16 protein-coding genes are annotated in these 25681 nt (G+C 69.6%); 2 read left to right on the top strand and 14 right to left on the bottom strand.

The genetic code is table 11. The features are described from left to right. From copD to AC1Q7H_RS09025, 4 genes are read right to left on the bottom strand one after another with little or no spacing between them, the layout of a single operon-like run. Nucleotides 1-933: a copper homeostasis membrane protein CopD gene (gene copD, locus AC1Q7H_RS09040; protein WP_013953792.1), complete on the bottom strand. Its 933-nt coding sequence runs from the start codon at nucleotides 931-933 to the stop codon at nucleotides 1-3. Further along, complete coding sequence (gene copC / locus AC1Q7H_RS09035; RefSeq protein WP_013953793.1) at nucleotides 934-1320, bottom strand: copper homeostasis periplasmic binding protein CopC; 387 nt, start codon at nucleotides 1318-1320, stop codon at nucleotides 934-936. Between the two features lie 35 nt (nucleotides 1321-1355). Further along, nucleotides 1356-2354 (bottom strand): copper resistance protein B, encoded by a 999-nt coding sequence (locus tag AC1Q7H_RS09030; protein WP_041228717.1) that lies wholly within the window; start codon nucleotides 2352-2354, stop codon nucleotides 1356-1358. Between the two features lie 26 nt (nucleotides 2355-2380). After that, nucleotides 2381-4216 (bottom strand): copper resistance system multicopper oxidase, encoded by a 1836-nt coding sequence (locus AC1Q7H_RS09025; protein ID WP_153953297.1) that lies wholly within the window; start codon nucleotides 4214-4216, stop codon nucleotides 2381-2383. A 165-nt stretch (nucleotides 4217-4381) separates the two neighbouring features. Between AC1Q7H_RS09025 and AC1Q7H_RS09020 the strand changes: the two genes are divergently transcribed. Both AC1Q7H_RS09020 and AC1Q7H_RS09015 read left to right on the top strand, forming a co-directional pair. Further along, on the top strand, nucleotides 4382-5077 hold the full coding sequence (locus AC1Q7H_RS09020) for a heavy metal response regulator transcription factor (protein WP_211979424.1): 696 nt from the start codon (nucleotides 4382-4384) through the stop codon (nucleotides 5075-5077). Further along, nucleotides 5074-6447: a heavy metal sensor histidine kinase gene (locus tag AC1Q7H_RS09015; protein ID WP_492377949.1), complete on the top strand. Its 1374-nt coding sequence runs from the start codon at nucleotides 5074-5076 to the stop codon at nucleotides 6445-6447. Before AC1Q7H_RS09020 ends, AC1Q7H_RS09015 begins: the two co-directional genes overlap by 4 nt. 256 nt (nucleotides 6448-6703) lie before the next feature. On the opposite strand, the gene AC1Q7H_RS09010 is transcribed toward AC1Q7H_RS09015, so the two are convergent. The 10 genes from AC1Q7H_RS09010 to AC1Q7H_RS08965 form a co-directional block, all read right to left on the bottom strand. Then, the gene (locus tag AC1Q7H_RS09010) at nucleotides 6704-9139 is read right to left on the bottom strand and encodes a CHASE2 domain-containing protein (protein ID WP_492377948.1); all 2436 of its coding nucleotides are present in this window, start codon (nucleotides 9137-9139) and stop codon (nucleotides 6704-6706) included. Next, nucleotides 9114-10805, bottom strand: a complete 1692-nt coding sequence (locus tag AC1Q7H_RS09005; protein WP_492377947.1) for a FecR family protein — start codon at nucleotides 10803-10805, stop codon at nucleotides 9114-9116. The genes AC1Q7H_RS09010 and AC1Q7H_RS09005 overlap by 26 nt, the downstream gene beginning before the upstream one ends. Then, the gene (locus AC1Q7H_RS09000; protein ID WP_013953800.1) at nucleotides 10798-11526 is read right to left on the bottom strand and encodes a response regulator transcription factor; all 729 of its coding nucleotides are present in this window, start codon (nucleotides 11524-11526) and stop codon (nucleotides 10798-10800) included. Before AC1Q7H_RS09000 ends, AC1Q7H_RS09005 begins: the two co-directional genes overlap by 8 nt. 310 nt (nucleotides 11527-11836) lie before the next feature. Continuing rightward, nucleotides 11837-13207 (bottom strand): exopolysaccharide Pel transporter PelG, encoded by a 1371-nt coding sequence (pelG, locus tag AC1Q7H_RS08995; protein WP_013953801.1) that lies wholly within the window; start codon nucleotides 13205-13207, stop codon nucleotides 11837-11839. Between the two features lie 2 nt (nucleotides 13208-13209). Then, nucleotides 13210-14808, bottom strand: a complete 1599-nt coding sequence (gene pelF / locus AC1Q7H_RS08990) for a GT4 family glycosyltransferase PelF (RefSeq protein ID WP_492377946.1) — start codon at nucleotides 14806-14808, stop codon at nucleotides 13210-13212. Next, nucleotides 14805-15791 (bottom strand): tetratricopeptide repeat protein, encoded by a 987-nt coding sequence (locus AC1Q7H_RS08985; RefSeq protein WP_492377945.1) that lies wholly within the window; start codon nucleotides 15789-15791, stop codon nucleotides 14805-14807. The genes pelF and AC1Q7H_RS08985 overlap by 4 nt, the downstream gene beginning before the upstream one ends. Next, nucleotides 15784-17223 carry a PelD GGDEF domain-containing protein gene (locus AC1Q7H_RS08980; protein ID WP_013953804.1) on the bottom strand — a complete coding sequence of 480 codons (1440 nt, stop codon included), beginning with the start codon at nucleotides 17221-17223 and terminating at the stop codon, nucleotides 15784-15786. The genes AC1Q7H_RS08985 and AC1Q7H_RS08980 overlap by 8 nt, the downstream gene beginning before the upstream one ends. 66 nt (nucleotides 17224-17289) lie before the next feature. After that, nucleotides 17290-17856 (bottom strand): transporter, encoded by a 567-nt coding sequence (locus tag AC1Q7H_RS08975; RefSeq protein WP_041228943.1) that lies wholly within the window; start codon nucleotides 17854-17856, stop codon nucleotides 17290-17292. Nucleotides 17857-17915: 59 nt separating this feature from the next. Then, on the bottom strand, nucleotides 17916-22004 hold the full coding sequence (locus AC1Q7H_RS08970) for a tetratricopeptide repeat protein (protein WP_492381129.1): 4089 nt from the start codon (nucleotides 22002-22004) through the stop codon (nucleotides 17916-17918). Further along, nucleotides 21967-24867: a bifunctional glycoside hydrolase/polysaccharide deacetylase family protein gene (locus AC1Q7H_RS08965; protein ID WP_492377943.1), complete on the bottom strand. Its 2901-nt coding sequence runs from the start codon at nucleotides 24865-24867 to the stop codon at nucleotides 21967-21969. Before AC1Q7H_RS08965 ends, AC1Q7H_RS08970 begins: the two co-directional genes overlap by 38 nt. Nucleotides 24868-25681 lie beyond the last annotated feature (814 nt).

Raw genomic sequence — 25681 nt, 5'->3', positions numbered from 1 at the left:
TCATATCGGCGCCGGAGACAGCATCCCCAGCATGGCCACCAGGGCCATCACCAGCGCGGCGGCGCCGGCCTCCAGCAGCAGGCTGCGCCGCAACGCCAGCGCCGCCACCCGATGGTCCCCGGCCTGCACCGCCAACGCCAGCTGCGGGCTCAGGCGGAAGCGGTTCGCGGCAGCCATGCCAAGCATCGCCACGAACAGCGCGAGCTTGGCGGCCAGCAGCCCGCCATAGGACATCGGCGCAACATCGGGCAGCGCCGGGCCCACGATGAACCAGTAGTTGAGCACGCCGGTCAACAGCAGCGTGGCAACAATAATGGTGCCGACGCGGGCGAAGCCGTTCGAGGTGCGGCTCAGCAACGCCACGGCCGCCTGGTCCGATCCCGGCCGCGCCAGGGACAACAGCACGAACGCGGCCAACGCGCCAACCCATGCGCCGGCGGCCAGCAGGTGCGCCACGTCGGCGCTCAGGTGGACATAGCGCAAGGCGCCCTCATGCATCGCGCCGTGGCCGCCCCAGGCCAGCGTGGCCAGTGCAATCCCGCCGAACCCGGCCAGCGCAGCGCAGCGCGCGCCCGGCCGCCTGCGCCAGGACACGCCGGCCAGCACGCAAAGCAGCAGGGCCATCAGGCGCACCGACCAGGCCAAGCCGAAATCCGTGCCCGTGACGATCATCGCGAAGACGTGGCCCTGCAACGAAGCGTAGTCGGACACCCCCGTCATCGCCCGGGCCATCACGACGAGGGCGCCCAGCGAGAGCACGATGCCCGCTACGGCACAGCCCAGCGCAAGCGCCTGGCATCGCATGGCAAAGCGTGAGGCCCGTTCACCCCGATGCAGCGCATAGGTGCAGAACAGCGGCAGCCCGAACAGCAAGGCCAGGTCGACATAGAGCGCCAGGCGCAGCCCGGCGGCCACCCAGTCCGGTTGCGGCAATTACTTCACCGTGAAGGCGATATTGCCGTTGACGGGATGGGTATCGGATGACACCGCCCGCCAGTCGACGCGATAGCTGCCGGCCGGCAGCGGCTGCGCCGGCGTGATCACCATGGCCTTGGGGTCGTCGCTGCCGGAGACTTTCGCGGCCATTTTCATCGGCGCATGACTAGCCATGCCCGGCATGCCGGTCATCACCAGACTGGCGCCGGAAAACTGGGTGACCAGGGTCTCGGAGAACTGCAGTTCGATCTTCTGCGGCGCCGCCACTTCGGCCTTGTCCGCCGGCGTGGACGACACCAGCTTCGGGTGCGCGAAGGCGATGCTGCTGGCCAGCGCGGCGCTGGCGGCAAGCAGGGTCTGGATCAGGGGGCGATTGGCATGCATGGTTATCTCCGCTTGGGGATGATGAAGTTGTGGTGTCAGAACCAGACCCGGACACCGGCGACGAAACGCGTTTCGCCCGCCTTGCCGCCAGAGGTCCGGATCATGTCGGCGGTATTGCCGAAGGCCTGGTAGCGCTCCACGCCGATATACGGCGCAAACTGCCGGCTGAACTCATAGCGCAGCCGCAGCCCCACGGTGCCGTTGGACAAGCCGCTGCCGATGCCCACCTCCGGGTCGTTCTTGCCATAGAGGTTGGCTTCGATGCGTGGTTGCAGGATCAGGCGCTGCGTCAGCAGCAATTCGTATTCGGCGGACAGCCGCAGCGCGGTGCGGCCGCTGGTGCCGACATAGGCAGTGGCATCTACCTCGAACCAGTACGGCGCCAGCCCCTGCACGCCGAAGGCCAGCCAGTTGCGGGCCGGGCGGCCGCTGCCGGCGTCGTTGCGCAGGCCCAGCTGGGTATCCCAGTAGCTGGCCACGGCGTGGCCCCACAGCAGCTCGGTGCGGGCCTCGTGCATCTTGCCCTTCGACGCTTCGCCCTCGGCCTTGAGCACCAGCTTGTCGTAGCTGTTGCCGAACCATGCCTGCATCTCGTAGGCGGCGGCATTGCTGCCGTTGGCGTGGGCCCATTCGAGGCGGTCGACCAGCACCGAGGCGAACAAATGCTCGTCCGCCATCACTAGCTGGCGCTTGTCGCCGAGCGCGTACTTGCCGACGCCCAGCTGGTAGCCGCCGGAATAGGCATGCGGATCGCGGGCGTCGGGCGGCGCGCTGCCGCCCTGCATCTTCATGTCGCCGTGGTCCATGGCGGGGGCGGCCATGCCCTGCATGTCCGGCACCGGCGCGCCGCCACCGTCCATGGTCTGGATCCCGTCCTGCTCCATGCCCTGCATCTGGCCATGGTCCATGCCCTGCATGGCGGCCGGGGCATCGTGCTTGTGCGCATGGCCGGCATGCGGGTCCTGCGCCTGGGCTGCGCCGATTGCGGTCAAGGCCAGCGCCGCGGCCAGTATCGTCTTCGTGTGCCTGTGCATGGAGATTGCGAATTCAGGTTGAGCCATCACGCCACCACCACTTCGCGGAACATGCCCGCATCCATATGCAGCATCAGGTGGCAATGCCAGGCCCAGCGCCCCAGCGCATCGGCGGTGACCAGGAAGCTGATGCGCTGCGCCGGCTGCACGGGGATGGTGTGGCGCCGCGCCTGGAAGCTGCCGTCCGGCGCTTCCAGCTCGCTCCACATGCCGTGCAGGTGCATGGGGTGGGTCATCATGGTGTCGTTGTGCAGAATCACGCGCAGCCGTTCGCCGTGCTTGAAGTAGATCGGCGTCGACTTGCCGAACTCGACGCCGTCGAAGGACCAGGTGTAGCGCTCCATATTGCCGGTCAGGTGCAGCTCGACCTCGCGCCCGGGGCCGCGCGCATCCATGGCGCCGCCGATGGTGTGCTGGTCGGCCAGGGTCAGCACGCGCCTGCCGTTGTTGCGCAGGCCGATGCCGGGATCGTCCAGGTTGGTGCGGGCCATGTCGACGCGCATGTCGGTGCCCGGACCGTATTCGGTGCGGGCGTGGCGGGCGGTCTTGCTGGGGACCTTGAGCGGATCGGCGGCGGCCATGGCGTGCTGGCTGTGATCCATGCCGGCGTGGTCCATGCCCTGCATCGGCATCGCGCCGTGCTGCATGCCACCGTGTCCGCCATGCCCGCCGTGGCCTGTCATCGCGCCCATCATGTCGGTCATGGTCAGCCATTCGGCCTGGTCGAGCGCGGGCACCGGCGCCGCCAGCCCTTCCCTGACCGCCAGCGTGCCGCGCGCATAGCCGGTACGGTCCATCGACTGCGCGAACAGGGTGTAGGCGTCGTCGCGCGGCTCGACGATGGCGTCGCAGGTCTCGCCGGGGCCGAAGCGGAATTCGTCGACCGTGACCGGGTCGATATTCTGGCCATCGACCTGCACCACCCGCAGCTTCAGTCCGGGGATGCGCACGTCATAGAAGGTGTTGCCCGAGCCGTTGATAAAGCGCAGCCGCACGGATTCGCCGCGCCGGAACAGCCCGGTCCAGTTGCCGGCCGGGGTGACGCCGTTGGCCAGGTGCGTCAGCGTGGCGCTGGACAGGTCCGCCAGGTCGGTCGGGCTCATCCGCATCTGGTTCCACATGCTGCGCTTGTCCAGCGCCTGCTTCAGCCCGTCGCGCGAGACGTCGCGGAAGAAGTCGACCACCGTCGGCTGGTTGTAGTTGTAGTAGTCGCCCTGGATCTTGAGCTTGGTCAGCACCCGCATCGGGTCTTCGTCGGTCCAGTCCGACAGCAGCACTGTGTGGTCGCGGTCGGCCCGCACGGTTTCCTGCCCAGAGGCCGGATCGATGACGATGCCGCCGTACACCCCGGTCATTTCCTGGAAGCCGGAATGCGAGTGGTACCAGTAGCTGCCGGTCTGCGCGACCTTGAAGCGGTAAGTGAAGGTCTCGCCGGGCGGAATGCCGGCAAAGCTGATGCCCGGCACGCCGTCCATCTCGTACGGCAGGATGATGCCGTGCCAGTGGATCGAGGTGGCCTCGCGCAAGCGGTTGGTCACGCGGATGGTGACCGTGTCGCCCTCGCGCCAGCGCAGCGTCGGGCCGGGCAGCATGCCGTTGATGGTGGTGGCGATGGCCGGCTTGCCGGTAAAGTTGACCAGCGACTCGCCGATCACCAGGTCGAACTCGGTGCCGCGCAGGACCGGCGCCGAGCCGGAGCCGGCCGGGGCAGCCTGCCCGGCGCGCTGGCCCGCATGCTGCGCCCACGCGCTGCCGCCAACGCCGGCAAGGCTGGCCACCACGCCGCCGGCAACCAGCCCTTGCACGAAGCGGCGGCGGGGTAAATCGGGCAGCACAAGGCCGGTACTGGGGTGGCGTCGCATGTCATCAGTCCTGGTTGAAAGCATGCCAAGCGTAGCGAAGGCCACCCTACGCACGTCTGACTGGAACATGACATTCCGGTAATCTTCCGGTCATGTTGGCGCCCGCGTTACCGGCGTAGAGTTGCCGGACCCTGCCCAAAGGGCCGATCGATCAAGGAAAGTGCTGTGAAACTGCTAGTGGTGGAGGACGAGTCCAAGACCGGCGAATACCTGCGCCAGGGGCTGACCGAGGCGGGCTTTGTCGTCGACCTGGTGGCCAACGGGCTGGACGGCCAGCATCTGGCGATGACCGAGCCCTATGACCTGGTCATCCTGGATGTGATGCTGCCGGACGTCGACGGCTGGCGCATCGTGCAGGCGCTGCGCGCCGCGGAGAACGCCGTGCCGGTGCTGTTCCTGACAGCGCGCGACAGCGTGGCCGACCGCGTCAAGGGGCTGGAGCTGGGTGCGGACGACTACCTGGTCAAGCCCTTCGCCTTTTCCGAGCTGCTCGCGCGGGTGCGCACGCTGCTGCGCCGGGGCACGGCACAGATGGCGCTGGACCGCATCCAGGTGGCCGACCTGGTGCTGGACCTGGGCCGCCGCCGGGCCACGCGCGCCGGTCGCCGCATCACGCTGACCAGCAAGGAGTTCGCCTTGCTGGAACTGCTGGCACGCCGCCGCGGCGAAGTGCTGCCGCGCTCGCTGATCGCCTCGCAGGTGTGGGACATGAACTTCGACAGCGACAGCAATGTCATCGACGTCGCCATCCGGCGCCTGCGCGCAAAGATCGACGATGAGTTCGAGCCCAAGCTGATCCAGACCGTGCGCGGCATGGGCTATGTGCTGGAAGCCCCCGAGGCAGCGGAGGACGCTGAATGAAGGGCCGGATGTCGCTGACGGCACGGCTCACCATCCTGTTCTCGCTGTCGTCGGCCGCGGTGCTGCTGGGGCTGGGCGTGCTGATCTGGCTGGCGATCGACAATCATTTCGCCGACGAGGACTACGCCGTGCTGGGTGACAACGTGCGGCTGATCCAGAAGATCGCGGCCAAAGGCCCGGCAGCGTCGCTGCCGCAGCGCCTGGGCCCGGTGCTGGAACACCATGCCGGCTTCGTCGCCGAAGTGCGCGCCGCCGACGGCAGGCGCCTGTATGCCACGCAGGACTTCGACTTCGGCATCGCACTGGCTGCAGCCGCGCAACTGCCGGCGCAGCGGCATGCCTTCACCTGGGAACAGGGTGGCCAGACCTACCGCGGCATGCGTGCGCTGGCCCAGCTGGCGCCCGGGCAGCCGGGGCCGCTGCAGGTCGTGGTCGGCATGGACACTTCGCTGCATGCCCACTTCATGCACGCCTTCCGCCAGTCGCTGGCCTTCTACACCGCGCTGGCCGCGCTGGCGAGCGGGCTGCTGGGCTGGTGGGCCGCGCGCCGGGGGCTCTGGCCACTGCGCACCATGGCCTCGCGCGCGCGCGCCGTCACCGCGCACAAGCTGGACGAGCGCATGCCGGTCGATGCCGTGCCGGTGGAAATGGCCGACCTCGCCGCGACGCTCAACGCCATGCTGGAACGCCTGCAGCGCGATTTCGCGCGCCTGTCGGAGTTCTCATCGGACCTGGCGCACGAGCTGCGCACGCCGATCACCAACCTGATGACGCAGACCCAGGTGGTGCTCTCGCAGCCGCGCGATGCGGACAAGTACCGCGACGTGCTGGCGTCCAACGTGGAAGAGCTGCAGCGGCTGTCGCGCATGGTGTCGGACATGCTCTACCTGGCGAAGATGGAGCACGGCATCACCCTGCCGAACGCCGAGCCGATCGAGGTCGCTGATGAGGTGGCTGCGCTGTTCGATTTCTACGATGCGTTGGCCGAGGACAAGGGCGTGCGAATGGCCGTGCGCGGCAGTGGCCGCATCACCGGTGACCGGCTGATGCTGCGGCGGGCGTTGAGCAACCTGCTGTCGAATGCGCTGCGGCATACGCCGGCCGGCAAGGGCATTGTGGTGGAGATTTTGCGCTCGGCCGAAGGGGTGACGGTGGTCGTCGAGAACGAAGGCGACACCATCCGGCCGGAATTGCTGCCATCGCTGTTCGACCGGTTCTTCCGTGCCGACAAGTCGCGAGCGCGGCCCGAGTCCGATGGTGCAGGGCTGGGGCTGGCGATTACGCAGGCGATTGTGGCTGCGCATGGCGGGGGAATCGGGGTGGAGTCGGAGGGGGGAAGGACGCGCTTTGTCTTGACGTTCAGGGGATAGGCCGGGCTGCGTGTCTGTCGCTGCACCCGCACCTGTGCCGGCGAGAGAGCGCTCCGCGTTGTCGCGAAGCCGTACCCGCTGCCAACCCCAAAAAAAGCCGCCCACGCCAGTTACGGCCATTGGGGGAGCTGGCGTGGGCGCGAAAACCACCGGATGCGGCTCCAGCGGCGATCCGATGCTACGCAAATCCGCCTGTGACGACTGCCAACAATTGTGTCGGCGGCCGCAACACGCCTAGCGGCAATTTCCGTGCCGCTCAGGCCACAGGCAATTCGATGCGGAACACCGCCCCCGCGCCAGCGGCACTGCGCACGCTGGCCTTGCCGCCATGCCGCTCGGCCACGGCCCGCACCAGCACCAGCCCCAGGCCCGCGCCTTCCGGCGCGCCCTGCTGTCCCTCATGCAGGCGCGCGAACGGTTCGAACAATCGAGCCTGGTCGGCCTCGGCAATCCCCGGCCCGTGGTCCTGCACTGCAACGACAAAGCTGCCCGGCTCACGCGTGAGCGAGACCGTCACGGTCTCCCCTTGCGGGCTGAACTTGATCGCATTGCTGACCAGGTTGGCGATGGCGCGTGCCAGCAGCGTCGGTTCACCCTGCAGCACCGCGGGGTCGTCAGGCAGGTCGATCTGCAGCGTCACGTCGCGGGCCTTGGCCAGTGCCCAGAGCTGGTCCGTCGCATCCAGCACCAGGCCACCCAGTTCCACTTCCATGAACGCCAGGGTCTTCGACTCCGCGCGCGCGACGCTGATGAAGTCGTCGGCCAGCGTCATCGTGCGGCGTGCATGCGCGGCGATACGGGCCAGCACGCTGCTGTCCGTGGCGACATCGCCGGTGGCTGCGCCATCGCGCCGCGCGCGGCGCTCATGCAGCTCGATCAAGGCCAGGATCGAGGCCTGCGGCGAGCGCATGTCGTGCGACAGGAAGCGCAGCATCTGCTCGCGCTGGCGCTCGGCAATGCGGATCGCAGTGATGTCGATCACGCTGACGATCAGGCCGGCCACGGCGCCGGCCTCGGCATGCAGCGGCGCGCCATGCAGCAGGTAGCGGCGGTCGCCGCGCCCGGCCACCTCGATGCCGCCGTCGGGGACCGGGGCCGGGGCGATGCGGGCGCCGGCGTGGCGGTCGTGCAGCGCCTGCCAGTACGCCAGGGCCGGTGCCGGCGCGGGAAAGAGCGCCTCGATCAGCGCGTGGATGGCCGGCCGCGGCGGCCCGGCCTCGCCCGGCGCGCGCGCGGGCTCGCCGTCCAGCACGGCGGGCGCCAGCGCCACGCAGCGCCGGTTGGCCAGCATCACGCCGCCATCCAGGTCGCAGATCGCGGTGGCATCGGGCAGACTTTCCAGGCCATCGGACAGGAAGCGGCGCGTGCCGCGCAGCTGCGCGCTCATGCCGTAGACGGCGCGCATGCGGCTGTCGAGCGTGGCGCCGGTATGGCGCGGCGCGGCAATCAGGCCGGGCTCGCGTTCCAGCCGCGCCAGTTCGTCGGTAAGGAAGCGCAGGGCCGCCTCCTGGCGCAGCCAGCTCCACAGCGGGTAGAACAGCACGCAGCCCAGCGCCGCGGCGGCGGGCGCGAACCACAGCCGCACCAGCGCCAGCAGCAACAGCGAGCCGCCCAGCAGGGCGGCCAGCAGCAGCCCGGTGGCCACCAGCGCGCCGCGCGGGGGCAGGCGCAGCGCGGCCAGTGCGGCCAGCAGCACCGCCAGCAGCGTGCCGCCGACCTGCCACGCGCGCGGCACCGCCACGATGGCGTCGCCGTCGGCCAGCGCCTGCACGGTATTGGCCAGGATCTCCACCCCGCTCATGCCGCGGCCATCGCGCGACACCGGCGTCGGCAGCACGTCGCCCATGCCGGTGGCCAGCGCGCCGATCAGCACGGCCTTGCCGGCGAAGATGGCGGGATTGGCGCGGCCGTCCAGCACGTCGCTCGCCGACACGCGGGCAAAGGTGCCGGGCGGGCCGGCATACGGGATGCGCAGGCGGCCGCTGCGCTCCCAGCCGTTGGCCTCGGTGATCCGGGCCGGCTCCTGGCGCGCGATGCCGGGCGGCTCTCCGGCGTGCCCGAACGCCGCCATCACCGCGGCCAGGTGCGGCACGCCGGCGGCGGCCACCGGATGAGGCCCCTCGCTCAGATAGACCTGGCGCGCCACGCCATCGGTGTCGACCACCATGTTGATATGGCCCACCGCGGCGCCCAGCCCGGCCAGCGGGTAGCGCACCAGCATGCCGGCGGGGCCGGATTCGGCCACCACCGGCAGCACCACGTTGCCGGCCTGGGCCAGGCTGCGGGCCAGCACGGCGTCGTCTTGCGGATAGCGGGTGTCGCGCTCGGACAGGATCACGTCCACGCCGATCACGCGCGGCCGGCCGGCGGCGATGCGCTCGACCAGTTGCGCCAGCACCGCGCGGCGCCAAGGCCAGCGGCCGATGGCGGTGATGCTGGCGTCATCGATGCCGACAATGACGATGTCGTCGCGGGCCGGATGGTGCTGCGCGCTGATGGCGATATCGTAGGCGGCCAGGTCGGCGCGCTCGGTCCAGCCCTGGCGCGCGGCCAGCACCACCAGCGCCAGCACGGCCGCAAGCAGCAGGCACCATTCGATCCGCGTGCGCCGCCCGAAAGCCCGCCCGCCTGCCCGCGTAGGCGCGGCCGGTGGCGAGCCTGGCGCGTCAGTTGAGCCGGACGCGGCCACCACCGTCCGGCCGGTCGCCCGACCCGATCGCGCCGCCCTGCGAGTCGCGCAGGAAGGCAGAGACCTCGATGCGCTGCGGCGCGGAGAACGCCGCCGGGTCAGGCGTCACCCCCGGCGCCGCACGTGCCACGCGGATGAAATAGACGCCGGGCGCGGGGCGCGGCAGGTCAATGGTGTTGGTGGTGGTGTGCTCGTCGGCCAGCAGCGTGGCAAAGCCGGCATCGGCCGACACCTGAACCCGGTAGCCCGCGCCGGCACCACTGCCCTCGGGCCAGCCGATATGCAGCGCGCCGCCGTCGTCCTGCAGGGTCGGCACGGGCGGCTTGGGCTCGACGCTGAACGGGACCGCATCCGACCACGGGCCCGGCCGGCTCGCCGCATCGACGCTGCGCACGCGCCACCACCAGCGGCCCGGCACCAGCGCTTGCGCGGCGGCGGGCCCGGAGGCCGCCTGCACCACGGCATCGCGCGTAAAGGCGGGATCGGCGGCCAGCGCCAGTTCGTAGCGCGCAGCACTCGGCACGGTGGCCCATTCGAAGGCGACGGCGTCGGCATAGCGCACCGCATCCGCGGCAGGCTGCCGCGTGAACGGCGCCGGCGGGTTCAGCCGCACCGCCACCGGCGCCTGCGCGCCGTGCCCGGTCAGCTGGTGCTTGTCGATGGCGCTGACGCTCAGGTACAGCGTGCCCTCGGGCAGCCCGTCTACACGGGCGGTCGTGGCCTTGGCGCCACTGACGATGCCGGTCCAGGCCAGTTCGCTCAGCGCCGCATCGCGCGCCACCAGCACGCGGTAGGCGGTGGCGCCCGGCACCGGCTGCCAGGCGGCCTCGAAGGACGGGCCCAGCACGGTATCGGCCGGGGGCAGCAGGGCCGGCGCCGGCAGCAGCGCCACCGGCTGCGACAGCTTGCCGCCGGCCGACACACCGATGCCATAGCCGGCACCGACCGAAGCCGCCGCGGTCATGGCGCGCTCCGCTGCCGGCCGGGCGCGGGCGCCCCGCGCCGCGCTGACGCCGACGCGCCCTTCCAGCACCTCGCTGCGGCTTCCCGCGGTGTCGGCCGAGACCCGGTAGCGGGTGCCGCGCACGCCGGTCACCATCATCGGCGTATGCAGCTCGAAGCGGCCGACGCCGCCGCCCGTGGGCGCCACGCGCGTATCGGCGGCGCCCTTGTCGATGCGGATCACGGTGTCGGTCAGGCCGCTGCGCGCGAACGTGCGCAGCCGGCTGACCGAGAGCCTGGTGGCCGGCGGCACCGTGACGCGGCTGCGGTCCGGCAGCTCCAGCGTGACCGAGCCGCCCGCGGGGGTCTCGATGCGCGCGGCTTCGTCCAGCGTCATGCCGGCCTGCACCGGCCGGCCATTGGCGCGGACCTCGCCGGCCACATAGACCACGCGCGCCGAGGCGGCCTGTTCGGGAATCTGGCTGAGCGGGATGCGCAGGCGCGAGCCGGGCACCAGCCGGTACGGATCGGCCACGCCGTTCAGGCGCTGCAGCGTGCGCCACCCCTGCTCGGACGCCATGTAGCGCGAGGCCAGGCCGATCAGCGTATCGCCCGGCTCCACCAGGTAGATAAAATCGGCGCCTTCCGCGCCCGCGGGCCCGGCGTGCGCCGGAACCGCCACGCCGGCCAGCAGGGCCAGCGCGACACCACCCATCACCTTACGCATCCGCCCCGGCCTCATCCGCTTCCGCGTCAGCCGCGGAAGCCTCTTCAAAGCGATAGCCGTGCGAATACACGGAGGTCAGCCGCACGCCGTTCTCGGGGCGCAGCGCCAGCTTCAGGCGCAGCCGCGAGATATGCGTATCCAGCGTGCGCGAGCCCGCCCCCATGGCGCGGCCCCAGACGGCCTGCTCCATCACCTCGCGCGCCAGCAGGCGCCCGGTATTGCGGAACAAGAACAGGGCCAGCTCATATTCGCGCGGCGACAGCAGCGCCGGCTCGCCGCCGACGGTGATGGTGCGCGCGTGGGTATCGACGGTGTAGTTGCCGCGCCGGATCAGCTCCACTTCCTGCGCGGCCTCGGGGTAGGCGCGGCGCAGCAGCGAGCGCACGCGGGCGATCAGCTCGCCGGCGCGGATAGGCTTGAGCATGTAGTCGTCGGCGCCCACCGTCAGGCCGTCGACGATATCGGATTCAGCGGTGCGGCTGGTGACGAACAGGATCGGCGGCATATTGCCGGACTTCTGCCGCACCCAGCTGACCAGCTCATAGCCGCTGGTGCCCGGCAGCTGCCAGTCGACCAGCAACAGGTCATAGGCGCGCTCGCGCAGCGCGCGCAGCAAGTCCGCACCGTTGGCGAAGGACTCGCACTCGAAGCCGGCTTCGCTCAATATCTGCCGGATCAGTTCGGCCTGATCCGGATCATCCTCCACGGAGGCAATACGCATACCTCTACATCCTTCTGCCAGCTTCCGACTGCAACTGCGGTCTCTGCCACGGCATGTCGACGGCTCGGCCGGCAAGTCATTCCTCATATTCACCCCCAGGGGGGCGCGGCCGTCGATCTGATCCGACGGGCCAGGCCGAAGCCCGCCGGCTGCCTCCATGTTACCCAATCGCGGGCCCATTCGTCGAGATGCCCCGACGAGGGGTGGCGGCGGTAACTGCGCCGATCCCTCCGCGATCGTCTTTCGATCTGCGCCCTCCTTGCCGCCATCGCGCTGCTCGGGGAGCCGGGCGGCGCGGCCCCGGCAGGACCTATTGCAGCATGTAGGTCTCGTACTCCAGCCGGTCCAGCTTGCGGTCCAGCAGGTACAGCGCCAGCGCCACCACCACCAGCAGCGACACCGCAAATCCGTAGCCGTACCACGCCGGTCCCAGGTGCAGCGTCAGCAGCGTCAGCGCGAAGTTCAGCACCACGAAGGTCGCGGTCAGCAGCAGCACCTCGCGGCGGCGGTCCAGGTAGAAGTAGATATTGAGCACCCCCAGCAGCACCACCTGCAGGCTGGCGCCGATCACGTCCACGTACAGCAGCGGCAGGTACAGCTCGGAAATGCCCAGCAGCCGCAGCACCCACACGCCCACCGCAAACAGCAGCAGCGCGGCGATGGCCTGCACCTTGACGATCTCGTACAAACCCAGCCGGATGGTCTGGACCATGGTGTTGCGCATGTCCTCGATATGCTCGAGCGAGCTGCCGCCGCGCACCGCGTTGTAGAACGCGTCGTAGTACTCGACGAAATCGGTCTCGATGCGCACCAGGAACACCGCCATGCCGGGGATGATCGCCAGGTAGGCCAGGAACACCGGGATGTCGTAGATGATCGACGCATGCAGCGGTCCGATCACCTGCTGCCCCGTGGAGGGCGCGTACCAGAACATGAACTTGTCGATCCAGATACCCAGGTTGTACAGCAGGCCGATCGCGACCAGGCTGGGGTAGGCATAGCGGCGCTGGAACACCTCGAACGACATGAACTGGCGGCTGGTGTAGTTGCGGTAGATCAGCGTCACCATGCCGGTCAGCAGGCACAGCTGGCCGGCGGCGAAACCGCCCAGCAGCCCTTCCAGCCCGTGGCCGCGCAGCGCCAGCGCGGCCCCGACCGAGATCGCATAGCCCAGCAGGAAGGTCCACACGATGGCCTTGTACTGCTTCATGCTCGACAAGAAGATCGCGGCAATCCAGATATTGCTCAGCACCACGAACCCCGCCACCATCAGCAGCCGGTACAGCACCGACTGCTCGCCGAAGCTGAACACTGCGCACGCCACGCCGATGCCGCCCGACAGCACCGTCGCCAGCAGCGCCACCGCGTGGTAGTTGCTCAGGACCAGGTGGTCGCGCTTCTCGAACAGCCGGTCCGAGGTGAAGCGCGTGAACGCCAGCTGCATCGGCCCGGTCAGGATCAGGCTGCCGGCGATCAGGTAGGTCACCGACACCTGGAACTGCGTGATCAGCGAGCCCGGCACCACGAAGGGCAGGCTCAGCATGCCGATCAGCAGGATGCCGACGATCGACAGGATCCACGGCCCGGAGCTGATGATGCCGGCATACGCGTAGGCGCTCAGCATGCCCGACAGGTTGTCCCGCCGCAGCATCTTGCGCAGCTCGAATCCAATGCCAGCCATGCTCAGGCTCCTCCGTGGACCGGGCAGCGCGCGGGGTTGCCGCCGCCCTGCCGCTCAGGTCCGCCATGCCCGGCGCCGTCTGGTTGCGCCATCAGCCGTTGATACAGTTCGCGGTAGCTGCCCACCATGCGGTCCTGGGTGTAGTAGCGCTCCACGCGCGCCACGCCGGCGGCCTGCGCCGCCTGCCAGCGCGCCGGGTCCTGCAGCAGCCCTAACGCCGCCGCGGCCAGTGCCGCAGGGTCGGCAATGCGCACCACCTCGCCGGCCGAGCCCAGCGCGGCATCCTCGCCGGGCAGGCCGAACAGCAGCTCGCGGCACGAGCCCACGTCGGTGGTCACGCACGGCACGCCGGCGGCAAAGCCTTCCAGCACCACCAGCGGCAGCGCCTCGCTGATCGAGCTCAGCACCAGCACGCCCACCTGCGGCAGCAGCGCGTCAATGCGCTGGAAGCCCAGGAACTTGACCTTCTGCCCCAGGCCCAGGCTTTCGGCCAGGCTGCAGCATTCGCGCGCGTAGTCGGGATCCTCGTCCTCGGGCCCGGCGATCCAGCCTTCTGCATCGGGGTACTCACGCACCACCGTCAGCATGGCGCGGATAAAGGTCTTGACGTCCTTGATCGGCACCACCCGGCCGATCAGGCACAGCACCGGCGGCACGCCCGGCTTGCGGCGCGCGCGCAGCGGCGCCAGGCGCGGCAGGTCGATGCCGTTGGGGATGCTGCGCGTGCGCGCCTCAGGGGCGCCGTCCTGCACCTGGCGGCGGCGGTTGCCCTCGTACAGCGCGACGATGTCGTCGCCGGCGTCGTAGCAGACCCGGCCAATGGTCTCGAAGAAGCGCACCCACAGTTCGCGGAAGTAGCTGATCTGGGAGATGTCGCGTTCGAACACATTGCGGTTGTCGCGGATCCACTGGCTCTGGAACAGGTCGATCTTGCGTTCCTTGGTGTAGATGCCGTGCTCCGACACCAGCAGCGGGCGCTGGTTGCGGTGGCGCAGCAGCGCCCCGAGAAAGCCCGCATAGCCGGTGGAAACCGTGTGGTAGACGCGCGCCGGGATCAGGTTGTCGGCAATGCGCACCAGCTGCCACAGCGGCTTGTGCATAATGCGCACGGTCCAGAAATAGTCCGTGAACGACGGGTCCGTGCAGAAGCGCCGGTATTGCTCGGTGATGGTCTGCCAGGCGCGGCGGCTGTACAGGAAGGCGTCCTCGCCCAGCGCCCCGCCCTCGCGCAGCGTCGGCATCAGCTCGCGGATCATGGCGCCGGCCTCGGCCTCGCGGCCCGGGTCGCGCAGCAGCTCGTGCAGGCGGTCCGAGGCGTCGAACGCCCTGGCATCGCCGGTGCTGCCCTGGACCAGCGGCGGCGGCGGAAAGTCGTACAGGTAGTGCGTTTCCAGGTGCACCACGTTGGGCGGCAACTGGTAGGCCATGTCGCCATAGTCCTCGCGCCGGCTGCCGATAAAGACGATGCCGAAGCGCAGGTCCGGGAACGCGCGGATCATCTGGTTGACCCAGCTCGACACCCCTCCGCTCACATACGGGAAGGTGCCTTCGAGCAGCAGCATGACGTCGGCCGACGTCCCTTTCATCAAGATCTCGCTCATGATTGCCAGTACCGCAGCAGGGGCCGCACCAGCGGGAGCGGCGAGGGGCTGTCAAACGATGCCATCAGCTGGCGCACCGCGGCGTAGTCGCGTTCCAGGTAGGCGGCTTCGGCCAGGTGCGGCAGCACGCGCTCGCGCGCGAAGCCGAGGGATTCGGCGCGCTGCAGCCAGTCGCGCGCCTCGCGCGGGGCATTGCGCGCCAGCGCCAGGCGCCCGCGCATGTACCACAGCGAGGCATTGCTGTCGTCGTACTCCAGCGCCGCGCTGGCGTAGCGCTCGACCTGGCCGGCGGTGTAGCGGTAGACGTCGCCCTGCACCAGGTTCTGGTAGATCAGTTCCCAGTACAGGTCGGCCAGCCGCTTGCTGATCTCGGCGCGCTCGCTGGCGCTGTTGGCGCTCTCCAGCCGCGGCAGCTCGGCCAGGATCTGCTGGGTCAGCTGCTTCTCGGCGCCATCCAGCATGCCGTAGGCCAGCAGCCGCACGTCGTCGACGCTGTCGGCCAGCAGTTCGCGCAGCACCGGGCTGGCGGTGCGCGCCGGCATCGACTGCATCGCCACCAGCGCGGTCATGCGCTCGGGCAGCGGCGCGCGCGCATTGCCCAGCTGCGCACGCAGGCGCGCGCCGCCGCCGTGGGTGACGCGCGACATCAGGTGCGTGACGAACTCGGGCAAGCCCACGGTGCCGATGCCGCTGGTGTCCACGCGCCGCGGGAACAGCTTCGAGAACAGGTAGCTGCCCAGGCACACCAGCGCGCCGCCCAGCGGCACGAAGAAGCAGAACAGCGCGAGAAAGCCATAGCTCCACGCGAACGGCACGCGAAAGCGCCGCGGCAGCAGGCGCCACAGCAGCAGCGCCGTCAGCGCGGCAGCCGCCGCCTGCATGCCGAAGAAGGCCAGCAGCAGCGCAGTGCTGTTGCCGGCGCGCGCCAGCAGCGCCAGCGCGGCGATCTGGGCGGCGAGCCCGCTGGCGCCGAGCTTAAACATGGGGCGCTTCCCCGGCCGGCAGCGTGGCGGGGGCGATCGCGCCATCGACCTGGGCCCGGCGCAGCAGCTTGACCAGCGCGTCTTCCGAGCCGGCGCCGGGCACCGCCAGCGTATAGACGCCGATGCCCGCACTGGTGAAGTCGGTGCCGAACTGCGCGCGCAGCATGTCTTCGATGCGCACCAGGTAGGCCGCCACCGCCTGCGCATCGGACAGCGGCATCAGCGTCAGCATGGCACGGTGATGGGCGTTGACCACCGGCCACGCCACATCCAGCGCGCGCCGGCTGCGCACCACCTGCTCGAACAGCGCATCGCGCTCCGGATCCGCGTCGAACACCAGCGCCACCACCGAGCTTTCGATGCCGGTCTCGCGCCGCAGCCGCGACAGCCGCGCATAGTCCAGCGCAAACGGGTACGGGCAGGCCGGCAGCGCAGCCTGGATGGTGCGGGTGGCGCCGGCGTGCTCCACGCCGTCGGCGTAGTAGCCCAGCAGCACCATCAGCATCTGCAGGTTCTCGTAGGTCAGCGACAGGAACGGCATGCGCTCGACCACCAGCAGGCCGATCAGGTGGTCGGAGCCGGCCAGCACCGGCGCCACCGCCACGTAGCGCGTCTGCGCGCCATGCTGCAGGCCGTCGGCGCGCAGGTGCGCCAGCTGGCGCGTGTCCAAGCAGTGGCGCACCAGCGGGTCGGTGGTATCGAGCGTGAATTCCGGGCCGACGCTGGCGACAGGGGCACCGTCCACGTGCTCGCCATCGCAGGCATAGAGCGCGGCTGCCTCGAGCTGGCAGGCCTGCGCCACCACCTGCAGCATCGGTTGCGCGCCGGCCAGCACCTGGCCGGTGCGTGCCGCCTCGTCCAGCGCCACGCTGCGCAGCTGCGACAGCGTGTCGCGCAGCGTGGTGGGCCGCGCCAGCAGGTCGTTCTCCAGCCGCGCATGCGAGATGCGCAGCAGGTAGTGGTTCTTGGTCAGTGCCGCCAGGCGTTCGTCCAGGTAGCGGTTCACGGCGCGGGCACGCGCCAGGCGCGTGCCCCAGATATCGCCGAACTGCCCGGCCACCAGCACCAGCAGCAGCCCGCCGAGGAAGAACAGGCGCGGGAAAGGCCCTGCCATCACGCCGGTCTGCTGGTAGAAGTACCAGCCGCCCAGCAGCATCAGCACGCTGCCCACGCCGATCAGCGTGCCGTAGCGCAGTGCCAGGATCACCGGCAGCAGCCAGGCCCACGGAAAGCCCATGCCGAGCAGCAGCGGGTTCTGCGGCAGCGCCAGCCACGCCAGCCCCATTGCCGCCAGCATGGCCACCACCAGTTCCACCACGGCCGCGCGCCCGCTGACCGCCGGCGCCAGCAGGCGCGCATAGCGCCCACCCAGGCCGATGCCCTGTCCTTGCCGCGCGCGATATGTCTTGTCAGCCGTATTGGCCACGCTCATCCCCTTGCTTCAACCATTCCATCGCCGCATCGGTGTGCAGCCTCGTCCTGATGGCTTGCCGCCGCCTCAGCCCTGCATCAGCGGCGCCAGCAGGCGGCGCAGCAGCTTCTGCGCGGTGCCCGACAGCGACGCGCGGCTCCAGCCGCTGTCGCTGCCGGTGGCCGACCACACCACTTCACCGCTGGCCACGTCCAGCAGCTGCAGCGAGATGCCGACCGCGGGCTCGCCGTCCACGCCCACCTTGTAGCGCCACTCCTGCACCGCGCCGGTCAGCGCGTAGCGGGCCTTCTCGGCACGCGCCCATTCCAGCGCCTTGCCCACGGCCTCGCGCTCGGCCGGCTCGAACAGCGTTTCCGGATTGAGGCTGGCCGGATAGCGCTTCAGGCTGGCCACGCCGCCGGTCTTCAGCAGGCTCTCGGCAATCGCCTCGGCGCGCAGGCCGGCCTGCGGCGTCTCGGTGTAGTTCACGATCGGCAGCACCGCGATGGTCTCGCCGCGGGCCAGCGCCGGCGCGCGGCCGACATCCGTCACCGCGCAACCCGCCAGCCACAGTGCCGCGCCCAGCGCGCCGCACCATGCCGCCAGCCGCCTGGCCACCGTCTTGCCCGTCACTGCCGTGGTTTGCTTGTTCATCTTCATCCCCTTTTCCATGTCCTGTTGTTACCCGATCCGTGCCATCCGCTGCCGCCGGCTCAGTACAGCCAGCGATAGCGCATTCCCAGTTCCGTCAGCGGCTTGCCACCGTTGCGCGCCGCGGTCTCATGCGAGATATACAGCGCCAGGTGGTCGTTGCCGAACACCGATCCGGCCAGCCCGCCCTGCACGCGGAAGTTCTGCCGTGCGCGCGTGTCGCGCAGCAGCCCCACTTCACCGAACGGCCGCCACTTGCGTGTGTACTCATCCAGCAGCTCAGTGCCGAAGCCGAACAGCACGCCGGCCTGCGTAAAGCCCTGCGGCATGTAGAACGCCGGCGTGGCTTCGTCGCCGACCGGCACCAGCGACGCCATGCGCGGCGTCAGGCTGCCGCCGTTGGCGCTGTAGTTGGCATGCGTGCCGACCACACGCACGGTGTAGTCCGGATACGAGGTGCGGATCCTGTAGCCGGCCTCGACGTCATAGACCATGCCATGCCCCAGCGCGCTGCGGTCCTGCCCGCGGAAGCTGCTGTACTCGATGCGCGCGCCGACGAACTCGCGCAGGCTGAAGCGCCAGGTTGCGCCCAGCCCCACCACGTCCTTGGCCCCGCCCACGCGCAGCGGCGCCGATTCATCGGCCGGCTGGTTCAGCCCGGCCAGGGTGCTGAACTGCAGCCGACCCTGCTGGTTCCACTCGCCGAAGAAGCGCGCGGTCGCCATCGTGTCCAGTCCCTCGCGGTAGCCTGCAGTGGCACGCCAGCGCTTGCTGTCGTCGCGATAACCCAGCGACAGGTCGGCGCGCCGGTCGGACGACGGCACGTTCACCAGCTGCTGGGGGTCGGTGCTGCGCTGGTCGCGCCAGGTGCCGCGTAGGTTCAGGTCATACCCGTCCCACAGGCGCACGCCACCCGCGAGGCTGCCTTCGGTATATTCCAGCGGCTTCTGGTGCATGAAGCTCACGCGCGGCTCGATCGCCTGGGCGTTGTAGAGCAGCGTCTCCTGCAAGGTGTCCTGCAGCGTGTCGTCGGAACGGGCCCGCTCCTGGGTCTCGAAGGCCAGCGTCTGCGCGGCGCCGATGCGGTTCAGTTGCTGGTTGGCCTCGATCTGGTTGGCCACCGGCACGCGGCCGGCCTGGCGCTCCAGGATGCGGTCCAGGCTGTTCATGTCCTGCTGGTCCAGCGCTATCGCCACCTCGGCATAGGCCGGGCGCTGCAGCCGGTTGACATACTGGCGGGCCAGCCAGCCGCGCGCCAGTTCGTTGGATTCCGCGGACATCGCCCAGGCCAAAGCGGCATCGCGACCGGCCGCGGACAGCGCGGCATCGCGGCGGGCCGCGTTGCGCACGACCTCCGCGGGCGCAGTTGCCGCCTCATGCAGCGGCGGCAGCCCGGCCACCTCGCCCAACTGCGACGGCGCGCCCGCCATCGGCGGCGCCAGTTCGCGCGCCGCGGTGGAAGCGCGGTCCGCGCGCAGCATCTGGATCACCAGCGCGCGCGAGACATCGCCCGAGGCAAAGATCTGCCCCAGCGCCACGGTCTGGCGGCGCAGGTCCGCGCGCGAAGGCGCGCCGGACTCGTTCTCGTACTCCTCGTCGCCGTCGGTGTTGTCGGGCCTCAGCCTGGCATAGCGCACCCCGCCCTGGGACCAGCCGTGGTGCAGGTCGATCCAGGCCTGGCGGCGCACGCGCCAGGCCATGTCGGTCTGGCCGATGGTTTCATAGGCATCGGCCATCAGGCTGAGCCAGAGCGGATCGGCGCTCTTGCCGTCATTGAGCCTGCGCAGGTAGTGCATGGCCGCGCGCCCGTCCTGGAAGCGCATATGGCCCGCGGCAAAGGCGCCCCACAGGTCGGGGTTGTCTTCCGCGTCGTCCTTCACCCGGCGCATCACCGCGCGCACCTCGGTAGCGCTGCCCTGGTCGACCAGCGTCCACAGCAGCGCCGCCAGGGTTTCGCTGTCGGCATCGCGCAGGCCAGCGGCGTGGCGCAGGTCGGCCAGAGCCAGGTCGCGCTGGCCGGTCACGCGGTAGTACTCCGCGCGCCGCATCAGGAAGCGGCTCGACTGCGCTGCCGCCTGGCGCTGCCCGGGCGTCATGTCCCGCAGCAGGCGTTCGATACGCGGGTAGGCATGGGCACGCGTGTAGTAGTACAGCGCCAGCTCCAGCGATGCCGGCTTGCCGCTGCGGCGCCAGTCGGCCTCGGCGATGCGCCCGGCGTCGATCGGGGTCTTGTCGTAGTAGGCGATCAGGTTGGAGAAATCCGCCTCCTGCGTGTCGCGGACCTCGTCCAGGCAGTCGTTGCGCGCCGGGCCCGCCGGCATCTGCAGGCAGTGTTCGTCCTGCGTCTGTGCCGCCGCCAGCATCAGCTGGCGATAGCCGTCCTTGAGCAGGTCGTCGCGCTGGTTCAGCCGCGCCAGCTCGGTAAAGGTGCGCCAGTAAAGGATGTCTTCCTTCCCGGCCGTGGCACGCGCCGGCAGCATGGCGTCCAGCGCCTGCGCCAGCTTGCCGCGCACATAGAGCAGGTTGGCGAGCTTGAGGGCATAGGCAGGGCGTGGGCCAAAGCGCTGCTGCAGCTGCGTATAGATCTGGAACGCGCGCTCGTCGTTGCCGGCGCGCTCGGCCAGCGCGGCGTGGCGCTCCATGATGTCGCGCGCCCTGGGGCCGTGGCTCAGGCCTTCGAGAAAGCGCATGGCCTCTTCCGGTTCGCCCAGGCGTTCGTAGGCCGCCACCACCTCGTCCACGGTCTTCAGGTCCGAGCCGCCCGCGCGGTGGCGCAGCGCGGCCAGGTAGGCGCGATCGTCGGACAGACCGGGGGCGAGCCGCATCACCGCATCCCACGCACGCTCGTCGTTGGTGGCGCGGGCATAGTCGAGCCAGCTCTTCAGGGCCACGGCGGGCTGGCGGTTCCATTCGGCCACCTGGGCCAGCCGTTCGCGCCAGATCGCCTCGCCCGGCAGCCGGCGCACCGCGGTCTCGGCCACGCGCTGCGCCTGGTCGAGCTTGCCGGCCGACAGGAACACGCGATAGGCGAGCTCGTAGTCGTCGGCGTTGAACGGCTTGTCGGCTGGCTCCGCCGGTGCTTGCGCGGGAGCAGCAGCTCGCGCCGCAATCTTGCGCGTACCCAGCTGGCCGGAAGCGGCCAGCGCTTCACGCAAGGCAAGGCCGCGCGGCCCGTCGAGGAAGACCAGGCCGCGCTCGGCCCAAGGCTGGCTGGCGGCGATGCGCCGCACCTCGACCTGGCGCGCGGCCAACGCCATGTCCCCGGCATCGCGCATGCGCGCCGAGACCTTCAGCAGCCGCTCCACATAGCGGCTGGCCTGCTCCGGCTTGTTGGCCGCCAGCGCCAGCTTCGTCAGGTAGCGCAGCACCTCCGGATCGTCCAGCAGCTTGCCGCCGTGGCGCTCGGCCTGCGCCAGCGCTTCGTCCAGCAGGTTGCCTGACTGCAGCGTCTGCACCGCCTTCAGGAACAGCGCGCGCCGCTCGGCCAGCGTGGTGGCGGCCGCCTGTTGCGCGAACAAGGCGTTGGCGGCGTCGCGATAATCGCCGCCCGCGATCGCCATATCGGCCAGCTGGCGGTTCCAGAAGGCCGCGTTGTTACGGTCCTGGCTGGCCAGCGCCGCATAGAACTTGCGCATGGCGTCCTGGGCGCCCGCCTGGCTGGACTGCGTGGCCAGCGTTTGCAGGTCGGCCAGCCCCCAGCTGCGCCCGGCAGCCTGGTCCAGCAGGCTGCGCAGCTGCACCAGGTTCTGCTCGCGCTCAGGCGTATCCGGCAGCGCGGCCCAGGCGCGCTGCTGCGCGATCTCGATGCGGGTGCGCAGGATCTGGCCCGACAGGTCGGTGCCCTGCACCGCCTGCATGCGCGCCAGCATGGCCTGCGCCTCTTCCAGCCGGCCGGTGCGCGCGTATTGTTCGGCCAGCACGCCCATGAAAGCGGGGTCGTCGGGCGTGACCTTCCACCAGGCTTCGAGGTAGGCCATGGTCAGCCCGTCGATGGTGCGGCCCTGGCCCAGCAGGCGTTCGCGCAGGGTCTCGCGCGGGAACATCAACGCCAGGCCGATCCCCACCATCGCGGTGAAAGTCAGCACCAGCGCCGGCGGTAGCAGCCGCTCGCGCTCAACCGGCGCAGCGGACTTCGACTTGTTGCCTGGCATGGTTCGGATCGGTGACGGGTGCGGTGTCCACGCGCAGCGTGTCGCGCTCGCGGACGGCCTGTACGGGCTTGCCATCGACGCTCACACGGCAGTTGCCGGCGTTGGCAAGACGGAAGAATGGCTTGAAGTAGCCGCTGAAGGCGAAGCGCGTGACGCCATCGCGCTGCGACCAGTCGCGCACGATGCCGTTGGCTTCGGCCAGTTGCGGCGCGGCCGGGGCAGTGACGGTGTCGCGCACGGCAAAGCGCGCATCGCCGCCATCCAGGTGCAGGTAGATGCCGCCGCCCGGTGCCGGCGAGGTGCCGGTCACGCCGTGCGCCGCGCCCACGTCGGGCATGCCCGCGCCGCTCCAGCGCAGGTTGCGCAGGTTGCCGTCGCCGCGCACGATCCATTCGGCACCGGTGCTGCCCGGCCCGCCGTCGCCAACGTCCCGCGCCACGGCCATGTCCTGCCAGTCGAGCACCTTGCGCACGTAGTCGGTCGAGTGCAGCGGCAGCAGCGGCTGCGCCAGCACATAGTCATAGACCTTGCGCAGTGCCTTCAGCGACGCGGCCTTGGTGCCCGAATAGCTGTGGTAGTAGATATTGACCGGCTTGAAGCGATAAGGCTTGTCGGTCAGCTCGTAGGTCTCGATCACGCGTTCGAAGCCGTAGAACGGGCCGTGCCAGAGGTTGGTGTAGACGTTCTCGTTCTGGTTGGGCGCAAATACCTGGAAGGTGCCGCCGGGCTTGTTGATGCCCAGCGGCGCAATCGCGGTCCAGCTGGGATTGCTGCGCGTGATCAGCGTATCGCCGCCGTTCATGTTGAGCACGCGCGCCTTGTCGGTCAGGCGCAGCGCCTCGGCCGGCGGCTGGCAGTCGCCCGACCACAGCAGCATGCTGACCGGCTTGCCGGCCGGCGCCAGCGTGCGGTTGATGTAGTCGATGGAGCCGCCGATCTCGCGGTTCAGGTCCATGCTGTAGCCGGGGATGCTCAGGTGGAAGGCCTCGTCGCCCTCGACCACGGCGGCCCCGCTGGATTGCGCTGCCTGCCCTGGCGGTGCCGGCACCGTGCGCGACCATTCGAACGGATGCGAGAAGGTATGGCTGGCCACCTCGACATAAGGCTGCGCGAAGATCTTGCGCGCGATCGGCTCAAGCTCGGCGCTGAGCCTGGGGTACATGCCGTCCTTGCTGACTTCGCCCTGGATCACCGACATCGTCATCGGCAGCCGGTAGCGGTCGAAGATCTCGCGGAACAGCACCTCGCCGGAGAAACCGCCGCCGGGAATCTCGGCGCGCGAGGCAAAGCCGTCGCCGTCGATATGGATGGTCAGCAGGCGCCGGCCGTTCTCGGTGGTGACATCGGGCACGGGCATGGCGGGCAGGCGCAGCGCCTCGCGCAGGAAGTCCAGCGGCTGCACCACCCAGCGGCTCTGGGGGTTGCCGTTGCCGCTCTGGCGCACCGCATACGGCCCCAGCACATAGCCGCCCCACGGCGTGATCGCGGCGGCGTCATAGGTCAGCGTGCCCGAGCGCAGGCGCAGCAGCGAACGGTAGCCATCGCCGTCCGGCACCTGGATCGCTTCGGCCTGGGTGCGGTCGGGGGCCACCGGCATCTCGAAGCCCATCATCCGGTCCTTGGCCAGCACCTCGACCGGGCCCGACACGCGGCCCTTGACGGTCTTCAGCCCGAAGCTGCGCGCCACCGCGCCGCTCACGTTGGTGCCGAAGTCGTTGAGGAACACCACCGGCATGCCCTGCGCCATGCGCGCCTGCACCCAGGTATAGAAGCGTCCCGGCTGCGCCGTGACATTGCCTGACAGGTACACCACCACGCCGGCGTAGCGGTCCGGCCCGATCTCGGGCAGGTCCTCGCTGGTCTCGGCGAAATCCACGCGATAGCCAAGGTAGTTGAGCGGCATCGAGACAAAGCGCACGCCCTCGGAATCATCGATCGACACGCCGGGGCGGCGCTCCTGCACCACCAGCACGCGCCGGGGCAGCACCTCGACCTTGCCGATGCCAACCGTCTGCAGCCCGGGATCGGCCACATAGGGCGTGATCCCCAGCGCGCGGATGCGCTGCGCGGTTTCGCGTGCGCAGCGGCGGTCCGCCGGCGGGCAATAGTCGATGGAGATTACCGGCAGGCGGTACTGCTCGCGGATGGTGCGCGCCTGCGCCAGCAGCCAGTCGCGGTCCGCCTGCGGCACATTGACATAGCGGCCCTGGGCCTGGTTCCAGCTGCGGAACAGCGATTCGAAGGCAACGGCATGGGCCAGGTCGTGCACCTGCGGCAGGATCTCGAAGCCGCGGTTGAAGACCAGGCGCGCCTCGGGGTAGCGCGCCTTGATGGCGCGGATCACGCGCACCAGCCCGGCTTCCTGCCGCGCGCGCTCGGCGTCGGTCCTGGCGGCAAGCTGGTAGGAATCGAGGGTATCGAGGAAGAAGCCGCGGAAGCCGCGCTGCCACAGCGGCGCGATCACCTTGTCGACATAGAAGGCGGGCCAGCCGTCGGCTGCCTGGTCGATGACCGGGGCGTTCCAGGCGTCATTGCGCCCGACGAACCAGGCCTTGGGGATGTCCTTGAAGTAGGGGCGGCTCTCCAGCACCTCGCCCACGCTGACATAGGCAAACCAGGCGGTGGCCGGCGTCGCCGCCTGGCGCGGGTCGAAGCCGCTGTCGGGCTCGACCACGGCGATGTCGAAGGCCTGCAGGGCGTCAACCGGCGGCTTGGCGCCGTAGTGCAAGGCGATCGACGGCAAGGATGCCGTCTGCGCCGCGGGCACCGGCGCGGCCGCAGCCGTCGCCGCCCCGAGGGCCAGCGCGATGCCTTGCACCCGCTGCGCCATGCGCATCCCTACCCACCCCGATCGGAACGGCATGCGACCGCCCCGGCTCCCTTGTGCTTCCTCCAGCTGCTTCACAGGCTTGCTTCCTCTTCTCTGCGCACGCCGGCAAGTGCCTCACGCACAACATTTCCTGATGCGGTCGTCGCCGCCTTGTGTCCGACTGTGGACCTCAGAATCGGAAAAATCCGATGGTATCCGGCAAACGAATGCTAGGACAGACGCATGGATCACATTGTCAACAATTGTCCCAACACTGAGACATTGAGCCGGCTCGCGCATTAACGCGCGCCGCAGCGCCGCAGGGCACGCGCCAGCCACGCTCGTGGTACGGGCGCACCGCGAGCGGCCCTCAGTCTCAAATGCAAACAACGGAAACAGTCCAGGCCCCGTGCGCGACGGGTGGTGGGGCTGTCCGCAACCGCAATGCCGGACAGCTAGGTTTGAAACGCCATGATGGATTCCCCGTTCCGATCTTTTATGTATGGGCCCGCATACAGTGAGCGCGCTCATGTATGTCTGTGCATGACGCGAGCGCGGCCACCGGCCTGGCCTTTATTGCCAGCATAATGATATCTCCGGGCCGCGCCCGCTTCCCCCGAACGCGGTAGGCATTGGCTGCCGTAAGAATTTGTAAAAAAGATGGCACGCCCATGCACCGGACGGAAGCCATTATGCCCGGGGGCGTGGCATCGCGCTCGCTGACGGTGCACGCACAACCAAATCCGCCAATAGAAAATCAGGGAATTCACTGAACTGAAGCCGAAGTAGAAAACGCTAACATCTCCTATCGGAACCTCTCATCATGATTAGGCGCTTAGCCTGATTGACACGCCGGGAAAATTCGGCA

This window comes from Cupriavidus sp. GW823-FHT06D04, assembly GCF_058795055.1.
Note: the sequence above shows the minus strand (reverse complement) of the source record. Positions and strands in the feature narration are given on the sequence as shown.

Bases quoted from the DNA above. Each gene is read 5' to 3' on its own strand.
- AC1Q7H_RS09030 (WP_041228717.1), bottom strand. From the start codon at position 2,354: ATGCACAGGCACACGAAGACGATACTGGCCGCGGCGCTGGCCTTGACC.
- AC1Q7H_RS08985 (WP_492377945.1), bottom strand. From the start codon at position 15,791: ATGTTTAAGCTCGGCGCCAGCGGGCTCGCCGCCCAGATCGCCGCGCTG.
- AC1Q7H_RS09000 (WP_013953800.1), bottom strand. From the start codon at position 11,526: ATGCGTATTGCCTCCGTGGAGGATGATCCGGATCAGGCCGAACTGATC.
- AC1Q7H_RS08965 (WP_492377943.1), bottom strand. From the start codon at position 24,867: ATGCCGTTCCGATCGGGGTGGGTAGGGATGCGCATGGCGCAGCGGGTG.
- AC1Q7H_RS09005 (WP_492377947.1), bottom strand. From the start codon at position 10,805: ATGCGTAAGGTGATGGGTGGTGTCGCGCTGGCCCTGCTGGCCGGCGTG.
- AC1Q7H_RS09015 (WP_492377949.1), top strand. From the start codon at position 5,074: ATGAAGGGCCGGATGTCGCTGACGGCACGGCTCACCATCCTGTTCTCG.
- AC1Q7H_RS09025 (WP_153953297.1), bottom strand. From the start codon at position 4,216: ATGCGACGCCACCCCAGTACCGGCCTTGTGCTGCCCGATTTACCCCGC.
- pelG (WP_013953801.1), bottom strand. From the start codon at position 13,207: ATGGCTGGCATTGGATTCGAGCTGCGCAAGATGCTGCGGCGGGACAAC.
- copC (WP_013953793.1), bottom strand. From the start codon at position 1,320: ATGCATGCCAATCGCCCCCTGATCCAGACCCTGCTTGCCGCCAGCGCC.
- AC1Q7H_RS08970 (WP_492381129.1), bottom strand. From the start codon at position 22,004: ATGCCAGGCAACAAGTCGAAGTCCGCTGCGCCGGTTGAGCGCGAGCGG.
- AC1Q7H_RS08975 (WP_041228943.1), bottom strand. From the start codon at position 17,856: ATGAACAAGCAAACCACGGCAGTGACGGGCAAGACGGTGGCCAGGCGG.
- pelF (WP_492377946.1), bottom strand. From the start codon at position 14,808: ATGAGCGAGATCTTGATGAAAGGGACGTCGGCCGACGTCATGCTGCTG.
- AC1Q7H_RS08980 (WP_013953804.1), bottom strand. From the start codon at position 17,223: ATGAGCGTGGCCAATACGGCTGACAAGACATATCGCGCGCGGCAAGGA.